The 18,808-nt window shown below is 70.2% G+C and carries 16 protein-coding genes; 8 read left to right on the top strand and 8 right to left on the bottom strand.

The window, feature by feature from the left end; translation table 11 throughout:
- Positions 1-46: 46 nt before the first annotated feature.
- Both GWI72_RS01180 and GWI72_RS01175 read right to left on the bottom strand, forming a co-directional pair.
- A complete protein-coding gene (locus GWI72_RS01180) occupies positions 47-1,885 on the bottom strand; it encodes an ATP-binding cassette domain-containing protein (RefSeq protein WP_161674977.1) in 1,839 nt (612 codons plus the stop codon).
- A 163-nt stretch (positions 1,886-2,048) separates the two neighbouring features.
- The gene (locus tag GWI72_RS01175; RefSeq protein ID WP_161707650.1) at positions 2,049-3,056 is read right to left on the bottom strand and encodes an AraC family transcriptional regulator; all 1,008 of its coding nucleotides are present in this window, start codon (positions 3,054-3,056) and stop codon (positions 2,049-2,051) included.
- Positions 3,057-3,205: 149 nt separating this feature from the next.
- Here GWI72_RS01175 and hchA point away from each other — a divergent pair, with 149 nt between their 5' ends.
- The 3 genes from hchA to hemF all read left to right on the top strand — a co-directional run bounded on the left by hchA (position 3,206) and on the right by hemF (position 5,746).
- On the top strand, positions 3,206-4,072 hold the full coding sequence (hchA, locus tag GWI72_RS01170; protein WP_161674974.1) for a glyoxalase III HchA: 867 nt from the start codon (positions 3,206-3,208) through the stop codon (positions 4,070-4,072).
- Positions 4,073-4,167: 95 nt separating this feature from the next.
- Entirely contained in the window at positions 4,168-4,641 is a 474-nt protein-coding gene (locus GWI72_RS01165; RefSeq protein WP_161707648.1) for a tRNA (cytidine(34)-2'-O)-methyltransferase, read from the top strand.
- A gap of 169 nt (positions 4,642-4,810) precedes the next feature.
- Positions 4,811-5,746 carry an oxygen-dependent coproporphyrinogen oxidase gene (hemF, locus tag GWI72_RS01160; RefSeq protein WP_161707646.1) on the top strand — a complete coding sequence of 312 codons (936 nt, stop codon included), beginning with the start codon at positions 4,811-4,813 and terminating at the stop codon, positions 5,744-5,746.
- 72 nt (positions 5,747-5,818) lie between these two features.
- On the opposite strand, the gene GWI72_RS01155 is transcribed toward hemF, so the two are convergent.
- Genes GWI72_RS01155 through GWI72_RS01140 form a run of 4 tightly spaced genes read right to left on the bottom strand, consistent with a single transcriptional unit; the run spans position 5,819 to position 8,721 of the window.
- Positions 5,819-7,210, bottom strand: a complete 1,392-nt coding sequence (locus GWI72_RS01155) for a CCA tRNA nucleotidyltransferase (RefSeq protein ID WP_161707645.1) — start codon at positions 7,208-7,210, stop codon at positions 5,819-5,821.
- Entirely contained in the window at positions 7,203-7,463 is a 261-nt protein-coding gene (locus GWI72_RS01150) for a DUF6111 family protein (RefSeq protein WP_161674970.1), read from the bottom strand. The genes GWI72_RS01155 and GWI72_RS01150 overlap by 8 nt, the downstream gene beginning before the upstream one ends.
- Positions 7,463-8,101 (bottom strand): CoA pyrophosphatase, encoded by a 639-nt coding sequence (locus GWI72_RS01145; protein WP_161674969.1) that lies wholly within the window; start codon positions 8,099-8,101, stop codon positions 7,463-7,465. The genes GWI72_RS01150 and GWI72_RS01145 overlap by 1 nt, the downstream gene beginning before the upstream one ends.
- Positions 8,098-8,721, bottom strand: coding sequence for a DUF1285 domain-containing protein (locus GWI72_RS01140; protein WP_161674968.1), 624 nt, complete (start codon positions 8,719-8,721; stop codon positions 8,098-8,100). The genes GWI72_RS01145 and GWI72_RS01140 overlap by 4 nt, the downstream gene beginning before the upstream one ends.
- 236 nt (positions 8,722-8,957) lie before the next feature.
- On the opposite strand from GWI72_RS01140, the gene GWI72_RS01135 reads away from it, so the two are divergent.
- From GWI72_RS01135 to GWI72_RS01120, 4 genes are all read left to right on the top strand, one after another.
- Positions 8,958-9,971, top strand: coding sequence for an AAA family ATPase (locus tag GWI72_RS01135; protein WP_161707643.1), 1,014 nt, complete (start codon positions 8,958-8,960; stop codon positions 9,969-9,971).
- 173 nt (positions 9,972-10,144) lie between these two features.
- Entirely contained in the window at positions 10,145-11,020 is an 876-nt protein-coding gene (locus GWI72_RS01130) for a DUF58 domain-containing protein (protein WP_161709064.1), read from the top strand.
- The gene (locus GWI72_RS01125) at positions 11,020-13,884 is read left to right on the top strand and encodes a DUF4159 domain-containing protein (RefSeq protein ID WP_161707641.1); all 2,865 of its coding nucleotides are present in this window, start codon (positions 11,020-11,022) and stop codon (positions 13,882-13,884) included. The genes GWI72_RS01130 and GWI72_RS01125 overlap by 1 nt, the downstream gene beginning before the upstream one ends.
- Positions 13,885-13,897: 13 nt before the next feature.
- A complete protein-coding gene (locus GWI72_RS01120) occupies positions 13,898-15,976 on the top strand; it encodes a hypothetical protein (RefSeq protein ID WP_161707639.1) in 2,079 nt (692 codons plus the stop codon).
- Between the two features lie 206 nt (positions 15,977-16,182).
- On the opposite strand, the gene GWI72_RS01115 is transcribed toward GWI72_RS01120, so the two are convergent.
- Together GWI72_RS01115 and GWI72_RS01110 are read right to left on the bottom strand one after the other, a co-directional pair.
- On the bottom strand, positions 16,183-16,677 hold the full coding sequence (locus tag GWI72_RS01115; protein ID WP_161709063.1) for a GNAT family N-acetyltransferase: 495 nt from the start codon (positions 16,675-16,677) through the stop codon (positions 16,183-16,185).
- Positions 16,678-16,926: 249 nt separating this feature from the next.
- The gene (locus GWI72_RS01110) at positions 16,927-17,409 is read right to left on the bottom strand and encodes an NUDIX domain-containing protein (RefSeq protein WP_161707637.1); all 483 of its coding nucleotides are present in this window, start codon (positions 17,407-17,409) and stop codon (positions 16,927-16,929) included.
- A 475-nt stretch (positions 17,410-17,884) separates the two neighbouring features.
- On the opposite strand from GWI72_RS01110, the gene GWI72_RS01105 reads away from it, so the two are divergent.
- Complete coding sequence (locus tag GWI72_RS01105) at positions 17,885-18,808, top strand: metallophosphoesterase family protein (RefSeq protein ID WP_161674963.1); 924 nt, start codon at positions 17,885-17,887, stop codon at positions 18,806-18,808.

Below are 18,808 nucleotides of genomic sequence, written 5' to 3'. Positions count from 1 at the left end.
CCGGCCGGATCACCCGGCAGGGGTTGGCCGCGCCCGCCGCCAGCCCTCACGCCTCCGCCAGGAAGCCGCCGGACTGGCGGGCCCACAGGTCCGCATAGAGCCCGCCGCGCGCCAGCAGCGCCTCGTGACTGCCCTGCTCGACGATCCGTCCGCCGTCCATCACCAGAAGCCGGTCCATGGCGGCAATGGTCGACAGGCGATGGGCGATGGCGAGCACGGTCTTGCCGACCATCAGCGGCGCGAGGTTCTCCTGGATCACCGCCTCGACCTCGGAATCGAGCGCCGAGGTGGCCTCGTCGAGAATGAGGATCGGGGCGTTCTTCAGCAGCACCCGGGCGATGGCGATGCGCTGGCGCTGCCCGCCCGAGAGCTTGACGCCGCGCTCGCCGACATGAGCATCGAAGCCGCGGCGCCCCTTGTGGTCCACCAGCTCCTCGATGAAGCCGAGCGCATGGGCCTGGGCCGCCGCCGCCCGCAGCTCCGCCTCGGTCGCCGAGGGCCGGCCATAGAGGATGTTGTCGCGGATCGAGCGGTGCATCAGCGAGGTGTCCTGGGCCACCATGCCGATCTGCGCCCGCAGGGAGGCCTGGGTCAGCTCGCGAACGTCCTGCCCGTCGATGAGGACCCGCCCGCCCTCGACATCGTGAAAGCGCAGCAGCAGCGTGGCCAGCGTGGACTTGCCGGCACCCGACGGTCCGACAATGCCGATCTTCTCGCCCGGCCTGACCTCGAAGCTGAGCCGGTCGAGCACCCCGTCGCCCTTGCCGTAGTGAAAGGTGACGGCGTCGAAGGCAACGCTGCCGCGCGTGCGCTCCAGCGCCCGGGCATCCGGCCGGTCGGTAACCGTGACCGGGCGGGAGATCAGCTCGACGCTGTCCTGCAGCGTGCCGAAGAGACGGAACAGCCCGTTGAGCTGGCCGAGCATGCGGCCGAGCAGCAGGTTGAGGCGCAGGACCAGTCCGAGCGACAGGGCCACGTCGCCGGTGGTGAGACTGCCCTGCTGCCACAGATGCAGCGCGAATCCCGCGATCGCCACCATCATCACCCCGGACAGGAGCGACATGAGCGCCCGCACCTCGGTGAGATTGCGGGTGAAGCGGACGAGCACGGCGAGATACTCGCCGAACTGCTGCCGCATCCCGTGTTCCTCGCCCACCCGGTTGCCGAAGAGCTTGACGGTCTGGATGTTGGTGTAGGTGTCGACGAGCCGGCCGGTCAGCCCGGAGGCCGCATGGGCATTGGCCTTCGACTGCTCGCGGATGCGCGGCACGTAGATGCGCGCGATGACGACGAAGGCCGCGAGCCACAGCGCCACCATGACGGCGAGGCGCCAGTCGAGATCGCCCAGCATGACCATGGTCGCAGCCGCATAGACGATGATGTACCAGACCACCTGCAGCAGCGTGACCATGAACTCGCCCGCCGCCTGGCCCGACTGCCAGACCTTGGACGAGATGCGCCCGGCAAACTCGTCGTGGAAGAAGCCGAGGCTCTGCTCCATGATCCGGTTGTGCGCCTGCCAGCGGATCAGGTTGTTGAAGCCGGGAATGACGGTCTGTTCCTCGACCAGGGCCGTGCCGGCCGCCACCAGCGTGCGCAGCACGAGCACGACGAAGGCCATGCCGAGCAGCGTCAGGCCGTGATCGGCAAACAGGCGCCCGGGCTCGGCCGCGTCCAGCATGTCGACGATGGTGCCGATGAAACTGTAGATGCCGGCCTCGATTGCCGCCGTCAGCCCGCCAAGGATCAGCATCAGGAGGAAGGGCCAGCGGCACTGCCAGACATAGAGCCGCAGGAAAGCCAGCGCCGACGTGGGCAGGGAGCGTCCGGAACCCGGCTGGAACGGGTCGATCCAGCCCTCGAAGAGGCGATAGATGGTCTGCACTGCTGTGGCCCCGCTGGCGTGGTCTCGCGTCTCTCCCCCGCCCTATGTAGCAGCTTCTGGCGGGCCGGCCAGTCCCTCGATCCCTGCCTGCGGTGCGGGCGCGCCGTGCCGCTGACGGGCGCTGGCGGGCGCCGACAGGCGCGCGGGCGGCGCAGCCGGGCGCTCAGCGACCGCGGTTGAGCTGGCGCCAGCGTTGCGGCGTGGCCTCGAAGCGCTGGCGGAAGGCGCGCGAGAAGGTGGCGGCGGAGGCAAAGCCGCTGCGGAAGGCAATCTCGGAGAGGGTCAGATCTGACGTGCGCAGCAACCCGGTGGCGTGATCGAGGCGCCAGCAGGCGATGTAGCTTGCCGGCGTATGCCCGACGAGCTGCGCGAAGCGCTCGGCAAACACGGTGCGTGACATGCCGGCCAGAGCCGCCAGCTCGTTGACGGTCCAGGCATGGGCCGGATCGGCGTGGATGGCCGCCAGGGCGCGGCCGATCCGGTCATCGGTGGCGGCTGCCAGCCAGCCCACCTCGGTCGCCGATGCGATCGCCCAGCTGCGCAGGACCTGGATGATCAGCAGATCGAGGAGACGCGACGTCGCCACATGCGCGCCCTGCCGGGCAACCGCCGTCTCGAGCGCAATCATCTCGACGAGACGCCCAAGCCAGCCCTCCGGCCGGATCTGGCCGGCCCTGACGACAAGCGGCACCGGCAGGATGGAGAACAGGTGCTTGGCCAGGACCGGATCGAAGGAGAACCAGCCGGTGAACCAGGCAGCATGACCGTCGGCCGGTGCAGGGTCGGGATTGGGGCCGGGATTGGGGTCGGGGCCGGGACCGGGACCGGCGTCCTGCTGCGGCAGGTCGAGGGCACAGCCGGGCGCGACCGCCTGCGGCGGCAGGGCCCAGTCGTCGGCGATCCGATGCCCGTCGGCCGGGATGAGGACGGCCACATCCCCGGTTTCCAGCACCAGGGGCCGCTCCTGCGGGCCGGCTGCCAGCTGGATGCGCCCCGCGCCGACGACATGCAGGACGCCGCGCGCAGGCCCGAACGAGAAGGAAAAGCCCGGCGCCGGACGAAAGGCCGAGAGGCCCTCGCCACGCAGGCGGATCACCTCGAGGATGGGCGACAGGGCATCGCCCGGATGCCCGGCCGGCGTTTCGGCAAAGTGATCCGGCGTTTGAGACATTGCAGTTCGCTCTCTTCGTTTGCAAATATACTGCGAAAATTCGCAGTCCGACTGCATCACCCGACAACAATCCAGGACCTGCGGTTATCATAAACCTGAAAAATTCACCTAAAGAAAATCCGGAATACACACACAAACGGAGAAAGAAAATGACTGCCACCGTCAATCAAGACATGAAGCCGACGCCGGACCCTGCCGAGGACAACGCATTTTTCCCCTCGCCTTACTCGCTCAGCCAGTTCACGTCGCCGAAGTCTGATCTGTCGGGAGCCGACTATCCCGCACCCTACACCGGCAAGCGGTGGAAGATCCTGGTGATCGGCGCAGACGAACGGTACCTGCTGCTCGCCAATGGTGCGATGTTCTCCACCGGCAACCATCCGGTCGAGACCCTGCTGCCCATGTATCACATGGAGAAGGCCGGCTTCGACTTCGAGTTCGCCACGGCATCGGGCAACCCGATGAAATTCGAGTTCTGGGCCATGCCCAAGGAGGACGCCGAGATCACCGGACTGTTCGCCCGCTATGCCGACCAGATCAAGGCGCCGCGCAAGCTCGCGGATGTGGTCGCGGAGTCGCTCGGCGACCAGTCCGACTACATCGGCGTGTTCATTCCCGGCGGACATGGCGCGCTGATCGGCCTGCCGCACAGCCCCGAGGTCAAGGCAGTGCTCGAATGGGCGGTGGCGCACGACAAGTTCGTCATCTCGCTCTGCCACGGCCCGGCGGCCTTCCTGGCGGTGGGCGAGGACAGCACGCTCTTCAAGGGCAAGCAGATCGTGGCCTTCCCCGACGCGATGGATGCCCAGACGCCGGACATCGGCTACATGCCCGGCCACCTGACCTGGAAGTTCGGCGAGAAGCTGAGTGCCCTTGGCTTCGAGATCCTGAACACGGGCATTTCGGGACAGGTGCACAAGGACGGCAAGCTGCTGACCGGGGACAGCCCGCTCGCCGGCAACGCGCTCGGCAAGCTGGCGGCGAGCGAGCTGCTGGCAGAGGTGAGCGGCCGCTGACGGCCACCCCCCGCTGACGCAAGGGGCCGCAGGGCTTGCAAGTCCTGCGGCACGCCCGTATCGGATCGCGGAGTGTCCGCGAACCGAAGCCGCCCATGCCCGATCTTGTCCTCTATCAGCCGGATATCCCGCAGAACACCGGCACGATGCTGCGCATGGCCGCCTGCCTCAACGTGAAGGTGCACCTGATCGAGCCCGCCGGATTTCCGCTGTCGGACCACGCCCTGCGGCGGGCCGGCATGGACTATCTGGAACGCGCGGCGCTGATCCGGCATGTGACCTGGGCCGCCTTCGAGGCGTGGCGCGAGGCCGAGGGCCGGCGCCTGGTGCTGGCCTCGACCCGGGGAAGCATCGCCTACACCCGGCTGGACTATGCCCCCGATGACCTGCTGATGCTGGGCCGCGAGACCGCGGGCGTGCCGGAGAGCGTGCACGCGGCCGCCGATGCGCGGGTGCTCATTCCGATGGCCGAGGGGCTGCGGTCCCTCAATGTGGCCATCTCGGCGGCGATGATCCTCGGCGAAGCCCTGCGCCAGACCGGGAACTTTCCCACAGTCACCCGCGTTTGACGGATGTGACGGAGATCGGACGGAGAGCAGGCGCCACGGCATGACCGTGCTTTGCATGTCGGCCCGGGAGCCGCTAGAACTTTTGCCAAGGACACCGCATCAGCGGACCGAGGGCAGGCGCCGGGAGCCCTGACCGCCCGATCCAGCCCATGAGAGGACGCGAAAGCCCATGAACGACAAGATCCCCGACGGCGGCAGCCAGCGCGGCGGCCCGGTTCCGGCCGACATCGAGGCCAAGAAGGAGGCCGCTCCGGCCTGGTTCGCCGACCTCAGGGACCGCATCTGCGCGGCCTTCGAGGCGCTGGAGGACGAGATCGGCAGCCTGGGCGGCCCGCTTGCCGACCAGCCGGCCGGCCGGTTCGAGCGCACGCCCTGGGAGCGCACGGATGCGAGCGGCGCCAAGGGCGGCGGCGGTGTCATGTCGATGATGCATGGCCGCGTGTTCGAGAAGGTGGGCGTGCATGTCTCCACCGTCTACGGCGAGTTCTCGCCCGAGTTCCGGGGCCAGATCCCCGGTGCGGCGGAGGACCCGCGTTTCTGGGCCTCCGGCATCAGCCTGATCGCCCATCCGCAGAACCCGCATGTGCCGGCCGTGCACATGAACACGCGCATGGTCGTGACGACGCGGCAGTGGTTCGGCGGCGGCGCCGACCTGACGCCGGTGCTGGACGCGCGGCGCACGCAGACCGATCCGGACAGCATCGCCTTTCACAAGGCGATGGAGAATGCCTGCGCGCCGCACAGGAATGCGGACTATCCGGCCTTCAAGACCTGGTGCGACGACTACTTCTTCCTCAAGCACCGCAACGAGCCGCGCGGCATCGGCGGCATCTTCTACGACTATCTCAACTCCGGCGACTGGGATGCGGACTTCGCCCTGACGCGGGACGTGGGACTGGGCTTCCTCGACATCTATCCGAAGCTGGTGCAGGCCAATTTCGCCAAGCCCTGGTCGGAGGCCGAGCGCGAGGAACAGCTGATCCGGCGCGGGCGCTATGTCGAGTACAACCTGCTCTATGACCGCGGCACGATCTTCGGGCTGAAGACCGGCGGCAATGTCGCCTCGATCCTGTCGTCCATGCCACCCGTGGTGAAGTGGCCGTAAGTCCGGCCAACGACACGAGGAAAAGACACGGGGAAACGACAAGACCGGGAGACGGGCAGGCGAGACGGGGGCCTAGCCGGCCGGGGGCAGCTCCGCCGCCACGAGCCGCAGCAGGTCGGCGCGGCTGGCGGCGTAGTCGCTGGCCACCCACGCCTGCCGCAGCCGGGCCAGCGTCGCCCCGAGGGCCGGCCCTTTCGGCAGGCCGAGCGCCACCAGATCGCGTCCGCCAACCGGAAAGACCGGGACCGGCCAGGCCTCAAGCAGCGGCCGGAGCGCGACGAGGGCGGCGGGATCTCCGCCCCCGGCCCGGCAAGCCGCAATCGCCAGCCTCAGCCCGTCGGCGGCAGGCTCGGGCCCGGCATCGACGACAAGCGCCTTGAGCCTGCGCTCCGGGTCGGCGGCGGCCGCAAGCGCCTCTCCCGCGCTCCGCGCCGCGAGCATCCGCTCGCGCTCGGCGTTGGAGAGCCGGAGCCGCGCGGCCAGACGCTCCAGATCCTCGCGAACGAAGCCGAACAGCGCCGCCAGCGCCACGGGGGCCGCCAGCCCGGGGGAAGTTGGTCCGGGGGCAGTTGGTCCGGGGGCCGCTGGTTTGGTGACAGTGGCCTGAGCCGAACCCTCGACCGGCGCATCCGGACCGGACGCGGTCCGGACCTCTGGCGGGGCCTCGACAAGCGCCTCGAACAGGGCCAGCCGTGCCAGCCCGCCGGTGACGATCTCCAGGATGCCGCAGTCTTCCATCTGGCGCAGGACGGGCGCCGCCCCGGGGGCGACGACAAGACGTTTCAGCTCCGCGCCGACGCGCTCGGCCGACAGCTGCCGCAACCCGTCCCGCAGCGCGATGGCGGCCGACAGTCCGTCCGGGTCGAGGCTGCCGGACCCGTAGCAGGCGTGCATGCGGAAGAACCGCAGGATGCGCAGGTAATCCTCGCGGATGCGCTGGCTCGCCGCACCGATGAAGCGGACGCGTCGCGCCAGACAGTCGGAGAGGCCACGGAGCGGATCGTGGACCGTGCCGTCGGCAGCGCAATAGAGCGCATTCAGCGTGAAGTCGCGCCGCGCCGCATCCCGCGCCCAGTCGCGGCCGAAGCGGACCACCGCGTGGCGGCCGAAGGTCTCCACATCCTCGCGCAGCGTCGTGATCTCGAAGGCCTGGCCGGCGCTGACCACCGTGACGGTGCCATGCTCGATGCCGGTCGGCACGGCCTTCAGTCCGGCGGCACGGGCGCGCTGCATCACCACCTCGGGCAGGGCCGTGCTGCAGAGATCGACATCGGACACGGGCACGCCGAGGAGGGAATTGCGCACCACGCCGCCGACGGCGCGCAGCTCGTCCCCCTCGCGGCCGATGGCCTCAAACACCTGTTGCAGGGCCGGATCCGCCAGCCAGGGCTGGCCGGCCAGCGACGGGGCAACCGGAGACGATCCGGGTGCGGAGAGCGGACCGGACGGGCTGCCGCTACTCATAACGCCCCGGCACGAAGACGCCGTTGCGATACTCCGCCGGCCGGTACTCCTTGCCCTGCGGCATGCGGTCAAAGCTTGCCATCAGGATGAAGCCGAGGACGCTGATGAGCAGACCGGAAAACACCAGCCAGAAGATCGGCCCGTTGCGCCAGTTGTCGGCGGTCTGGCCCTTGCGGGTAAACCAGAGCCACAGGGCATAGCCGAGGAAAGGAAGCAGGAAGAACAGGATCTGGGTCAGGACTACACGCAGCATCAGCCATAAACCGTATCATAGAGGGAGCGGACGATGCCCGCCGTCACGCCCCAGATGAAGCGGGTCTGGAAGGGCATGGCATAGAAGTAGCGCGGACGGCCCTGCCAGTCGCGGCTCTGGCGCTGATGATTTGCAGGATCCATCAGGAATTCGAGCGGAACCTCGAACACATCGGCCACCTCGCCGGGATTGGGCGTGAGCGGCGGCCGGCCCGACACGAAACCGATCACCGGCGTGACGCGGTAGCCGGAGCCGGTCAGATAGGGCGCCAGGCGGGCGAAGGGCTCGACGTGGCGGCGGTCGAGGCCGATCTCCTCCTCGGCCTCGCGCAGCGCCGCGATCTCCGGCGAGCCGTCCTCCGGGTCGATCTTGCCGCCGGGAAAGGCGACCTGCCCGGCATGGGCCTTGAGATGGGCGGTGCGCTCGGTGAAGAGCACCGTGGCCCCCCGGGCGCCCTGGTCATAGATGGGGATGAGCACGGCCGCCTCGCGCGGCGGGCCATCCCACTTGGCGTAAGGCCCCATGTCCGGATTGAGCACGTGGTCACCGGTGACCAGATCGGCGGGCACCGGCAGGCGGGCGCGGGCCCGGTCGCGGAAGGCGGCTGCCGTGAAGGGAGCAAGGTCAAGCAGGCTCATGCCGCACTCTCCCCGGCGCCAACGCCCGGGCCGGCCTCGGCAAGGCCGCCCGACAGGGCCGCGACGGCAGCCGGCGGCAGGGCAAAGAAGACCCCGTCGCTCCACACGCCCACCTCGCCTGCCCGGTCCTCGAACAGGCCGGCCAGTTCGTAGAGCAGCGGCCGCGCCAGCAGGGCGTCCAGCCGGCCGCGCACCCGCACGTAAGGCTTGAGCCCGCCGGTCTCCGGTTCGACGACAAAGCGCAGCCGGTGGTCCGGCCCCGCGACCACCACATCGCCGACCGACGTGCGCAGGGTGAGTCGCTGCGCCGCACCCTGCCCCTCGGCATGCAGCTCCACCGCCAGGAACGGGGCGTCATCGACCCGGATGCGGACCTTTTCCACAGGGGTCACGAGATAGTGACAGCCGTCCTCGTCGTGGCGCAGGACCGAGGCGAACAGGCGGACCAGCGCCTCGCGGCCAATCGGCGAGCCGAGGTAGTGCCAGCTGCCATTGGCGGCGATGCGCATGTCGATGTCGCCGCAAAAGGGCGGATTCCAGCGCTCGACCGGGGGCTTGCGGCCGGCGCCCGCGCCCGCGCGGGCCAGCAGCGCGCCCAGTCCCTCATCCAGATGCGTCATCAGCTGTTCCTGTTCCTGGTCTGCCGGACCCGCTCCGCCGCCGGCCGCGCCATCGTTCCGCCATGTCCGGCCGCTGTGATCCGCCGCAGCCGCACCGTCCGTAGGTCAGACAAGCCGGGGTTGCAGGACGACCGCTTGCCAGAATTAGCGGCTTACCGGTGCTAAGATATGCTGTCAAAGTGACATGACCAATGGCCCGTTCGGGTGGTGATGAAGGTCCAGCGAAGAGGTCCGCGATGAGCGCAGTCAGCCCCTCCCCCAACACCGACCCGGCCGCGATCGTCGCGGACGCCGAAAAGGCAGTGGCCCGCATCGGCGAGGCCCGTGCCGACATCGCCCGCGTCATCTTCGGACAGGAAAGCGTGGTCGAGCGCGCGCTGGTCACCATCCTGGCTGGCGGCCACGGGCTGCTCGTCGGTGTGCCGGGCCTCGCCAAGACCAAGCTGGTGGAGACGCTCGGCACGGTGCTCGGCCTCAACGCCCGCCGCATCCAGTTCACGCCCGACCTGATGCCCTCCGACATTCTCGGCGCGGAAGTCATGGAGCAGGCCGCTGACGGCACCCGCGCCTTCCGCTTCATTCCGGGCCCGGTGTTCTGCCAGCTGCTGATGGCCGACGAGATCAACCGCGCCAGCCCGCGCACCCAGTCGGCGCTGCTGCAGGCGATGCAGGAATACCATGTCACCGTCGCCGGCCACCCGCATGACCTGCCGCGGCCGTTCCACGTGCTGGCCACCCAGAACCCGCTGGAGCAGGAGGGCACCTATCCGCTGCCGGAAGCCCAGCTCGACCGGTTCCTGATGCAGATCGACGTGCATTATCCCTCGCTCGAGGCCGAGCGGCGGATCCTGCTGGAGACGACCGGCGCCTCGGAAGCCCGGGCGCGCGGCGTGCTGAACGGCGAGGAGCTGGCGGCAATCCAGGGACTGGTCCGCCGCATGCCGGTGGGCGAGAGCGTTGTCGAGGCCATCCTGGCCCTGGTGCGCGGCGCAAGGCCTGCGGAAGACGGGCAGAGCGACGACCTGCAGAAGCTGATCGCCTGGGGCCCGGGTCCGCGCGCCAGCCAGGCGCTGATGCTGACCGTCCGTGCCCGGGCGCTGCTGGAAGGCCGGCTTGCCCCCTCCGTCGATGACGTGCTGGCCCTGGCCGAGCCGGTCCTGCAGCACCGCATGGCCCTGACCTTTGCCGCCCGCGCCGACGGGCACAGCGTGCGCGAGGTGATCGGCCGGCTGAAGTCCAGGATCGGCTGAGCACGGCCCGTCGCGGCGCGGATCGAGCAGGGAGACAGGGCATGGCGAGCGGCGCAGACACGCAGACCACGGCACGGGACGGCGCACCGGCGGGCACACCGGCTGGCGCACGGAACGGCGGCGCGGCGGCCGGTCCGGCCGCGTCCTCCGGCCCCGTGACCCTGCCCGCAACCATGGGCGAAGCCCGCAGCCTTGCCGATGCGATGCCGGAGCTGCTGGTCGATGCGCGCCACATCGGCAACACGGTCTCTGCCGGCTGGCATGGCCGCCGGCGGTCCGGCCCGGGTGAGACCTTCTGGCAGTTCCGGCCCTTCAGCATGGGCGAGCCGGCCCGCCGCATCGACTGGCGCCGGTCGGCGCGCGATGATCATCTTTATGTGCGCGAGCGCGAGTGGGAAGCCGCGCATACCTTGTGGCTGTGGGCGGACCTGTCGCCGTCGATGGCCTTCCGCTCCAGCCTCAGCCGGACCTCGAAACGGGACCGGGCGGTGGTGCTGCTGCTGGCGCTGGCCGACATGCTGGCCTCCACCGGCGAGCGGATCGGCCTGCCCGGCGTGACGCGCCCCGTGTCCGACCGCAATGCGGCCGAGCGGGTGGCCGATGCGCTCCTTCACCTTGCCAGGCCCGCCGCCCTGCCCGACAGCTCCGGCATCCGGCGCTTTTCCGACGTGGTGCTGATTGCCGACTTCCTCGACCCGCTCGAGGACACCGCCCGCTGGGTGACCCATGTTGCCGGCACCGGCGCCCGCGGCGCCCTCGTCCAGGTGCTGGACCCGATCGAGGAAAGCTTTCCCTTTGACGGCCGGGTCGAGTTCCGCGATCCGGAAACCGGACTGAAACTGACCACCGGCCGGGCCGAAGGCTGGCGGCAGGCCTATCAGGAGCGGCTCGCGGCCCGCAAGGACGCCCTGCGCCAGCTCGCCGCCCGCGCCGGCTGGAGCTACATCCTGCATCACACCGACCGCTCGGCGACCGAACCGCTGCTGATGCTGCACGAACGGCTGAGCGGTCAGGCGGAGGCGCGCGGCGCACGGGGAGGACGGCTCTGATGTTCGGACTGCCCCTCGCCTTCGCCACGCCGCTGATCCTCGGGGCCCTGGTGCTGCTGCCGGTGATCTGGTGGCTGCTGCGCTTCACGCCGCCACGCCCGCGGGAGGTCACCTTCCCGCCCACCCGCCTTCTTGTCGACATCGAGAAGCGCGAGGAAACCCCGCAGAAGAGCCCCTGGTGGCTGACGCTGCTGCGGCTGCTGATCGCGGCCCTCCTGATCCTGGCCCTTGCCGGTCCGCAGTGGCGGCCCGCCGACCGCATCGACCTGGGGTCGGGACCGGTTCTCCTGCTCATCGACAACGGCTGGACCTCGGCGACCGACTGGGACCGGCAAGTGACGGCCGCCAACGGCCTGCTGGCGCTGGCCGAGACCGCCGAACTGCCGGTGATCCTGGCCGCCACCGCCGACGGCGCCGGCCAGCCGCTTGCCCCGGCCCCCGCCGATGTGGCGGCCGAACGGCTGCGCGCCATGGCACCGCGCCCCTGGGACCGGCAGCGCGCCGAACTCGTCACCGCCCTGCGCAAGACGGTGAGCGAGACGGCCCCGAGCCGCATCGTCTGGATCTCGGACGGACTGGAGGACCCCTCGGCCGGCGCGTTCCAGCGCGACCTTTCCGCGCTCGCCGGCGACATCCCGCTGACCCTCTACACCAACGCCCGCACGCCGCTCGGCATCGGCGGTCTGGTGAGCACCGCCGACGCGCTGACGGCCACCGTCATCCGCAAGCCGGAGGCGAGCAGCCCCGATGTGGTGCTGCGCGCGCTCGATCCGAAAGGACTGGTGCTGGGCGAGGCGACCGCCCGCTTCGAGGGCGGCGCGGCCAGCACCGAGGCCACCTTTGCCCTGCCGAGCGAGCTGCGCAACGACATCGCCCGACTGGAGATCGACGGCGTCCGGGCGGCCGGCGCGGTGAAGCTGATCGACGACAGCTGGCGCCGCCGGACCGTTGGCCTGATCTCCGGCGCAGGCGCCGACCAGGCCCAGCCGCTGCTGTCGCCGCTCTACTATCTGCAGCGCGCCCTCGCCCCCTTTGCCGACCTGCGCGTGCCGCGTGCCACCGACCTCAGCGAGGCCGTGCCCGAACTGCTGGAGCAGGGCGTCTCGGTGGTGGTTCTGGCGGATGTCGGTCGCCTGCCCGATCCGGCCGCCGAAGCGCTTGACCGCTGGATCCGCGGCGGCGGCCTGCTGGTCCGCTTCGCCGGGCCGCGCACGGCCGGCGGCACCGACGACCTGCTGCCGGTGGCGCTGCGTGCCGGCGACCGCACGCTCGGCGGCAGCCTGTCCTGGGAACAGCCGCAGAAGCTCGCCCCCTTCCCCCCGGCCTCGCCCTTCGCGGGACTGACCGTGCCGGAGGAAGTGCTGGTGTCGCGGCAGGTGCTGGCGGAGCCGACGGCGGACCTGCCGGAGCGCAGCTGGGCCCTTCTGACCGACGGCACCCCGCTGGTGACCGCCGGTCGGCGCGGCGACGGCGCGGTGGTGCTGTTCCATGTCACGGCGGACACGGCCTGGTCGAACCTGCCCCTGTCGGGCGTCTATGTCGACATGCTCCGCCGCATCGTCGCCTCCGCCAGCGCGGCCGCCGCCGCCGCGCCGGAAGCCGGCGAGGCCGCGAGCGTGGAGGTGAGCGAAGGCGAGGTGCGCGCCGTGCTGCCGCCGCTGCGCCTGCTCGACGGCTATGGCAGCTTCGTGCCGCCGCGCGCTGACGTGGTGCCCGTCGCCGCCAGCGGCTTCGCCAGCGTGACCGCGAGCCGCGACACCCCGCCCGGCCTCTACGGGACCGAGGATGGCTACCGGGCCCTGAACCTGCTGACCGGCAGCGAAACGCTGACCCCGCTCGATGTCTCTGCCCTGGGTGAGGACCTCGATACCCGGCCCTATCTCGATGCCGAGCCGGTGGACCTCAGGGCCGGACTGTTTTCCGCCGCCTTCCTTCTCCTGATGCTGGATGCCCTGATCGTGCTGCTGATGGCCGGACTTGTGAGCCGGCTGCGCCTTGCCCGCGCCGCCATGACCATTGCCCTGGCCCTCTGCCTGACGGCCGCGCCGGCCGTCCTGTCCGGTCCGGGCGGCGCGGCGCTGGCCCAGACCGCGTCCGGAGCCGGCTCCTCCGACGACCTGTGGGCGCTTGAGGCGGCGACCGACACGCGGCTTGCCTATGTCATCACCGGCAATCCGGAGATCGACGAGACGAGCCGGGCCGGCCTCGACGGCCTGTCGCAATATCTGGCCGCCCGCACGGCGCTGGAGCCGGGCGCCCCGATCGGGGTGGACATCTCGCGCGACGAGCTGGCGTTCTTCGCCCTGCTCTACTGGCCGGTGGACGCCGCAGCCACCAAGCCGGATGCACGCACCATGGCGCGGATCGACGGGTTCATGCGCAACGGCGGCACGATCCTGTTCGACACGCGCGATCACATCACCGCGTCGGCCACGGGCTTTTCCGGCACACCGGCGACGCTGAAGCTGCGCGAGATCCTCGACGGGCTCGACGTGCCCGCGCTCGAACCGGTGCCGGCCGACCATGTGCTGACCAAGGCCTTCTTCCTGCTCGACAGTTTTCCGGGGCGCTACGCCACCAGCCCGCTGTGGGTGGAAGCCTCCGAGGCGAGCCCCGAGGGCACCGACCGGCCGGTGCGCGCCGGCGACGGCGTGTCGCCGATCATGATCACCGGCAATGATTTCGCCGCGGCCTGGGCAACCGACCAGAGCGGCAATCCGCTCTATCCCACCGTGCCGGATGATCCCGACCAGCGCGAGTATGCCTACCGGTCGGGCGTGAACATCGTCATGTACAGCCTGACCGGCAACTACAAGGCCGACCAGGTGCATGTTCCGGCCCTGCTGGAACGGCTCGGCCAGTGACAAGGAGACGTCGATGATGTGGTCCGTTTCCTTCGATCCCTTCGTGCCCTGGTGGGTGATCGGCGCCGGGGCGACGGCCATCGCCGTGCTGCTTGCCATCGCGCTCAGGCTCGGCGTGCGCGGCGCGCTGCTGCGCGGCACCGCGCTGGCGCTTGCCCTTCTGGCGCTCGCCAATCCGGCGCTGGAACGGGAAGACCGCGAGCCGCTGACCAGCGTGGTCGCGGTGGTTGTCGACAAGAGCCAGAGCCAGAGCCTCGACGGGCGCGACGCGGCCACGGCCGCAGCCCTCGCCGAGCTGGAACAGCGCATCGCCGCCCTGCCCGGCTTCGAGCTGCGCCGCATCGAGGTGAGCCCGTCGCTGCGCGATGACGGAACGGCGCTGTTCGGCGCGCTGGCGGAGGGCCTGTCGGACGTGCCCCCCGACCGCGTCGGCGGCGCCATCCTTCTGACCGACGGGCAGGTGCATGACATCCCCGCGACCAGCGGCGCGCTCGGCTTCAACGCCCCGCTGCATGGCCTGGTGACCGGCCGCGCCGACGAGGGCGACCGGCGCCTGTCGCTGGTGCGCGCCCCCCGCTTCGGCCTTGTCGGCTCGGAACAGACCGTGACGCTGAGCCTTGAGGATGCGGGCGCGCTCGGCGGTGCCAGCGGCAGCCCGGCCACGATCCGCGTGCGGCGCGACGGCGAGCTCATCACCGAGTTCCGGGCAACCCCGGGCGAGCGGATCGAGGTTCCGGTGGAGATCGGCCACGGCGGCCACAACATTTTCGAGTTCGAGGCCAACACGCTGCCCGACGAGCTGACGCCGCTCAACAACCGGGTGGTCGTGACCATTGACGGCATCCGCGAGAACCTGCGCGTCCTGCTCGTCTCCGGATCGCCGCATGCCGGCGAGCGCACCTGGCGCAACCTGCTGAAGTCCGACGCCTCGGTCGATCTGGTGCATTTCACCATCCTGCGGCCGCCGGAAAAGCAGGACGGCACGCCGGTCAACCAGCTGTCGCTGATCGCCTTCCCGACGCGCGAGCTGTTCTCCGAAAAGATCGACCAGTTCGACCTGATCATCTTCGATCGCTACGTGAACCGTGGCGTGTTGCCGATGCTCTATTTCGACAACATCGCCCGTTACGTCCGCGCCGGCGGGGCGCTGCTGATCGCCGGTGGTCCCGACTATGCCGAGGGCTCGACGATCTACCAGACGCCGATGGCGCCGGTGCTCCCGGCCCGCCCGACCGGCAACGTGATCGTGACGCCCTTCCGGGCCGACATCTCCGACATCGGCGACCGGCACCCCGTGACCCGGGGCCTGCCCGGCGCCCAGTCGGACCCGCCGCAGTGGAGCCGCTGGTTCCGCGCCGTCGAGGCCGAAGTGGACATGGGCCAGTCGCTGATGACCGGTCCGAGCAACGTGCCGCTGCTGGTGCTCAACCGCGAGGAAGCCGGACGCGTCGCCGTGTTCCTGTCGGACCAGATCTGGCTCTGGGCGCGCGGGTACGAAGGCGGCGGACCGCATGTGCCGCTGATGCGCCGGCTGGCGCACTGGCTGATGAAGGAACCGGACCTGGAGGAAGAGGCGCTGCGCGTCAGCCTGCGCGGCTCCGAGCTGGTCGTCGAGCGCCAGACCCTGGGCGACAGCGCGGCCGACGTGACGGTGACGCTGCCAACCGGCGGCACGCGCAGCCTGACGCTCCAGGAAGCCGACCCCGGACTGTGGCGCGCCAGCCTGGCGGCCACGGAAATCGGTCTCTACTCGGCCACCGACGGCGAGCGGACGGCGCTGGTGCATGTGGGGCCGCAGAACCCGCGCGAGTTCAGCAACGTGCTGTCGACGACGGAACGGCTGGAGCCGCTGAGCGCCCAGACCGGCGGCGTGACGCAGCGCATCGCCGACATCGGTGGCGGCGCGCTGATCCCGCGCCTCGTGCCGCTGAAACGCGCCGACGACTATGCGGGCGCCGGCTGGATCGGCCTGAAGCAGACCGAGGCGAGCGTGCTGAAGGGCATCGACCGCATCCCGCTCCTGTCGGGTCTCATCGGCCTCGCCCTGCTGCTCGGCGCGGTCTCGGCCGCCTGGTTCCGCGAGGGTCGCTAGGCCCCGGCCGCTGGCGGGTCGGCGTGATGTCCGCTCTGGCCCCTGACGGATCAGCGGCCGCCGCGGAGGGTGGGCGTGATGTCCGCTCTGGCCGCTGACGGATCAGCGGCCGCCGCGGGGAGTGGGCGTGATGTCCGCTCTGGCCGCTGACGGATCAGCGGCCGCCGCGGAGGGTGGGCGTGATGTCCGCTCTGGCCGCTGACGGATCAGCGGCCGCCGCGGACGGGTCCCTCCGGCATCGGCGCGCCGTCAAGCATGGCCACGAGCAGGCGGTTGGGATCGACCGGTCCGGGCAGCACGATCCGGCCGAGCGGAACGTGCTCGAAGCCGAAAGGCCCGTAATAGGGAGGATCGCCGACCAGCAGGACGGCCGTTTCGCCAAGCCGCCGCGCCTCGTCGAGCGCGGTGCGCATCAGCAGCCGGCCAAGTCCGCGGTTCTTGTACTCCGGAGCCACCGTGAGCGGTCCGAGCAGCTGGGCAGGCGTCGTGCCGATGCGGATCGGCGTCAGCCGGACGGAGCCGGCCACCTGGTCGCCGGCCAGACCGACGAAACACAGGCGATCATCCTGCGGCACCCCTTCGCGGATGCGGAAGGCGGTCCGGGCAAAGCGGCCCGGGCCGAAGGCAGCAGCTTGCAGGGCGTCAACGGCGGCCTCGTCGCAGGCGTGCTCGAGGCGAATGAACCAGGTGTCGGCTTTCATGGTCAGGGGATCCTGGGCAGAGATGGACATCAGTCACGTCCGTTGCCCGGATCCGCCGAGGCGGAAGTCCCGCTCAGCAGCCATGCCCCAGACGCGCGAAGGCGGACGAGATCCTGTCTCGTCGGCAACGTCGTCGTCGCTGGTCATGGCATGCGATCATGGTGATCCTGCTCCGGCTGCCAAGCGTGCAGCCCACGGGAATCGCACTAACACGCGTCGCGCCTGCCGGTCCACGAAAAAATCACGTTCTCACCAGAGCGCGCTGCGGGCCATCCGTCCGGCCAGCTCGTCCAACCGGCGGGCGGTGGCGCTGGTGATGTCCGGCGGCAGCTGGTCCGGCGCAAAGAACCGCGCCTCGGCGATCTCCGCATTCGGCACCGGCGAGCGCGTGGGCGGATCCCAGTCGGGCAGCTCGAACAGGGCGACATGGTCGCGGCGGGTGGTCTCGCGGTTGTGATAGAGGCCGAGCAGCACCGGCTCGCCCCGGGCGCGGATACCGGTCTCCTCGAAGATCTCGCGGGCCGCCGCCTCGCTCAGGGTCTCCCCCACATCAACGCCGCCACCGGGAAGATACCAGCCCGGCAGGTAGGTGTGACGCACCAGAAGCACATAGCCGGCCGCATCCCGCACGATGACCCGGACGCCGAGGGTGTGGGCGTGGCGCACCAGGGCGGCGCCATGGATGATGCGACGGGTCAGGCGGGCCGGAAGCATGGACAGGAGGAACTGCATGGCCGCACTTATGCCGATCACCGGGGCCAAGACAAGCCTTGATGGCGTTCTCAAGGCAAAACGTGAAGACGGCCTTTACCGGCCATGCGCCGCGCGCAGGTCTGACCTACCGGAAAGCTGGATTGTGCATCTGCGAAGAAGGATTATATATCGCTCATTCCGATGAAAAAGCGGGCAGCAACTTGCACAATCCCTGGGCAAGGCTCTCGCCGGAAACCAAAAGAGACCCCCATGTTTACCGCCCTGTTCGCGCGTCGCCGTCGTCCCTCCCGCTTCACCTGGAAGCCGGAAATCGACCTGAGCAACCCGCGTATCCGCGCAACCCTGTCGACCTTCAGCGCCTCGTGAGGCTGCGCCGGCGACGGCTGCGATGAGTTGACCCCAAAAAGACGCCCGGCCTCCCCCGGGCGTTTTTTTTCATGCCGGGCAGCCGTAGGCCCTTGACCGGACCGGGCCGACACAGAACATGCCAGCCATGTTCCGACTGGCCCATTTCTCCGATCCGCATCTCGGTCCCCTCCCCGACCCGAGCCTTCTCCAGCTCCTGTCGAAGCGGGTGCTCGGCTACGTCAACTGGCGGCGCAACCGCCTGCGCGCCATGGGCGGCGACTATCTGGCCCGGCTGCTCGACGACATGGAGCAGCGCACCCCCGATCACATTGCCCTGACCGGCGACCTCGTCAACATTGCCCTCCCCTCGGAAATCGCCGCCGCCAGCGCCTGGCTCGGCGCCGTCGCGGCCCCCGAGCGCCTGTCCGTCGTGCCCGGCAACCATGACGCCTATGTTCCCGGCGCGCTGAGAAGCGCGATGGAGGCCTGGAGCGCCTTCATGACCGGCGACGGCACGCCGATGGCTCATCCAGGCACGGCGCATTTTCCCTATGTCCGCCGTCGCGGACCGCTGGCCCTGGTCGGCGTGTCGACCGCCCGCGCCACGGCGCCGGGCTTTGCCACCGGTCGGGTCGGCGTGCGCCAGACCCGGCGGCTGACCGAGGTGCTGGCGGGGCTGGGCGAGGAAGGCCTGTTCCGGGTCGTGCTGATCCACCACCCGCCGTTTCAGGGCGCGACAAGCTGGTACAAGCGGCTGGAAGATGCCTCCCGCGTCCGCGCGGCCATCAAGCGCGCCGGCGCGGAACTGGTGCTGCACGGGCACACGCATGTCGACAGCCGCACCAGCATCGAGGGGCCGGATGGACCGGTGCCGGTGATCGGCGTGCCGTCGGCAAGCCATGCGCCGGGTGGCCGCAAGCCGGCGGCCCGCTACAATCTGTTCACGATCACCGCCGCCGGGGATGCCGGCTGGACCTGCAGCCTGGAGGAACGCGGCTTCCGGACCATCGATGGCGGCATCGAGGAGATCGACCGGGCCGACCTGACGATCCCGCGCCGCAGACGCTGA

Source organism: Pannonibacter sp. XCT-53, from assembly GCF_009915765.1.
GTDB lineage: Bacteria > Pseudomonadota > Alphaproteobacteria > Rhizobiales > Stappiaceae > Pannonibacter > Pannonibacter tanglangensis.
This window is presented reverse-complemented; position numbering and strand designations above follow the sequence as displayed.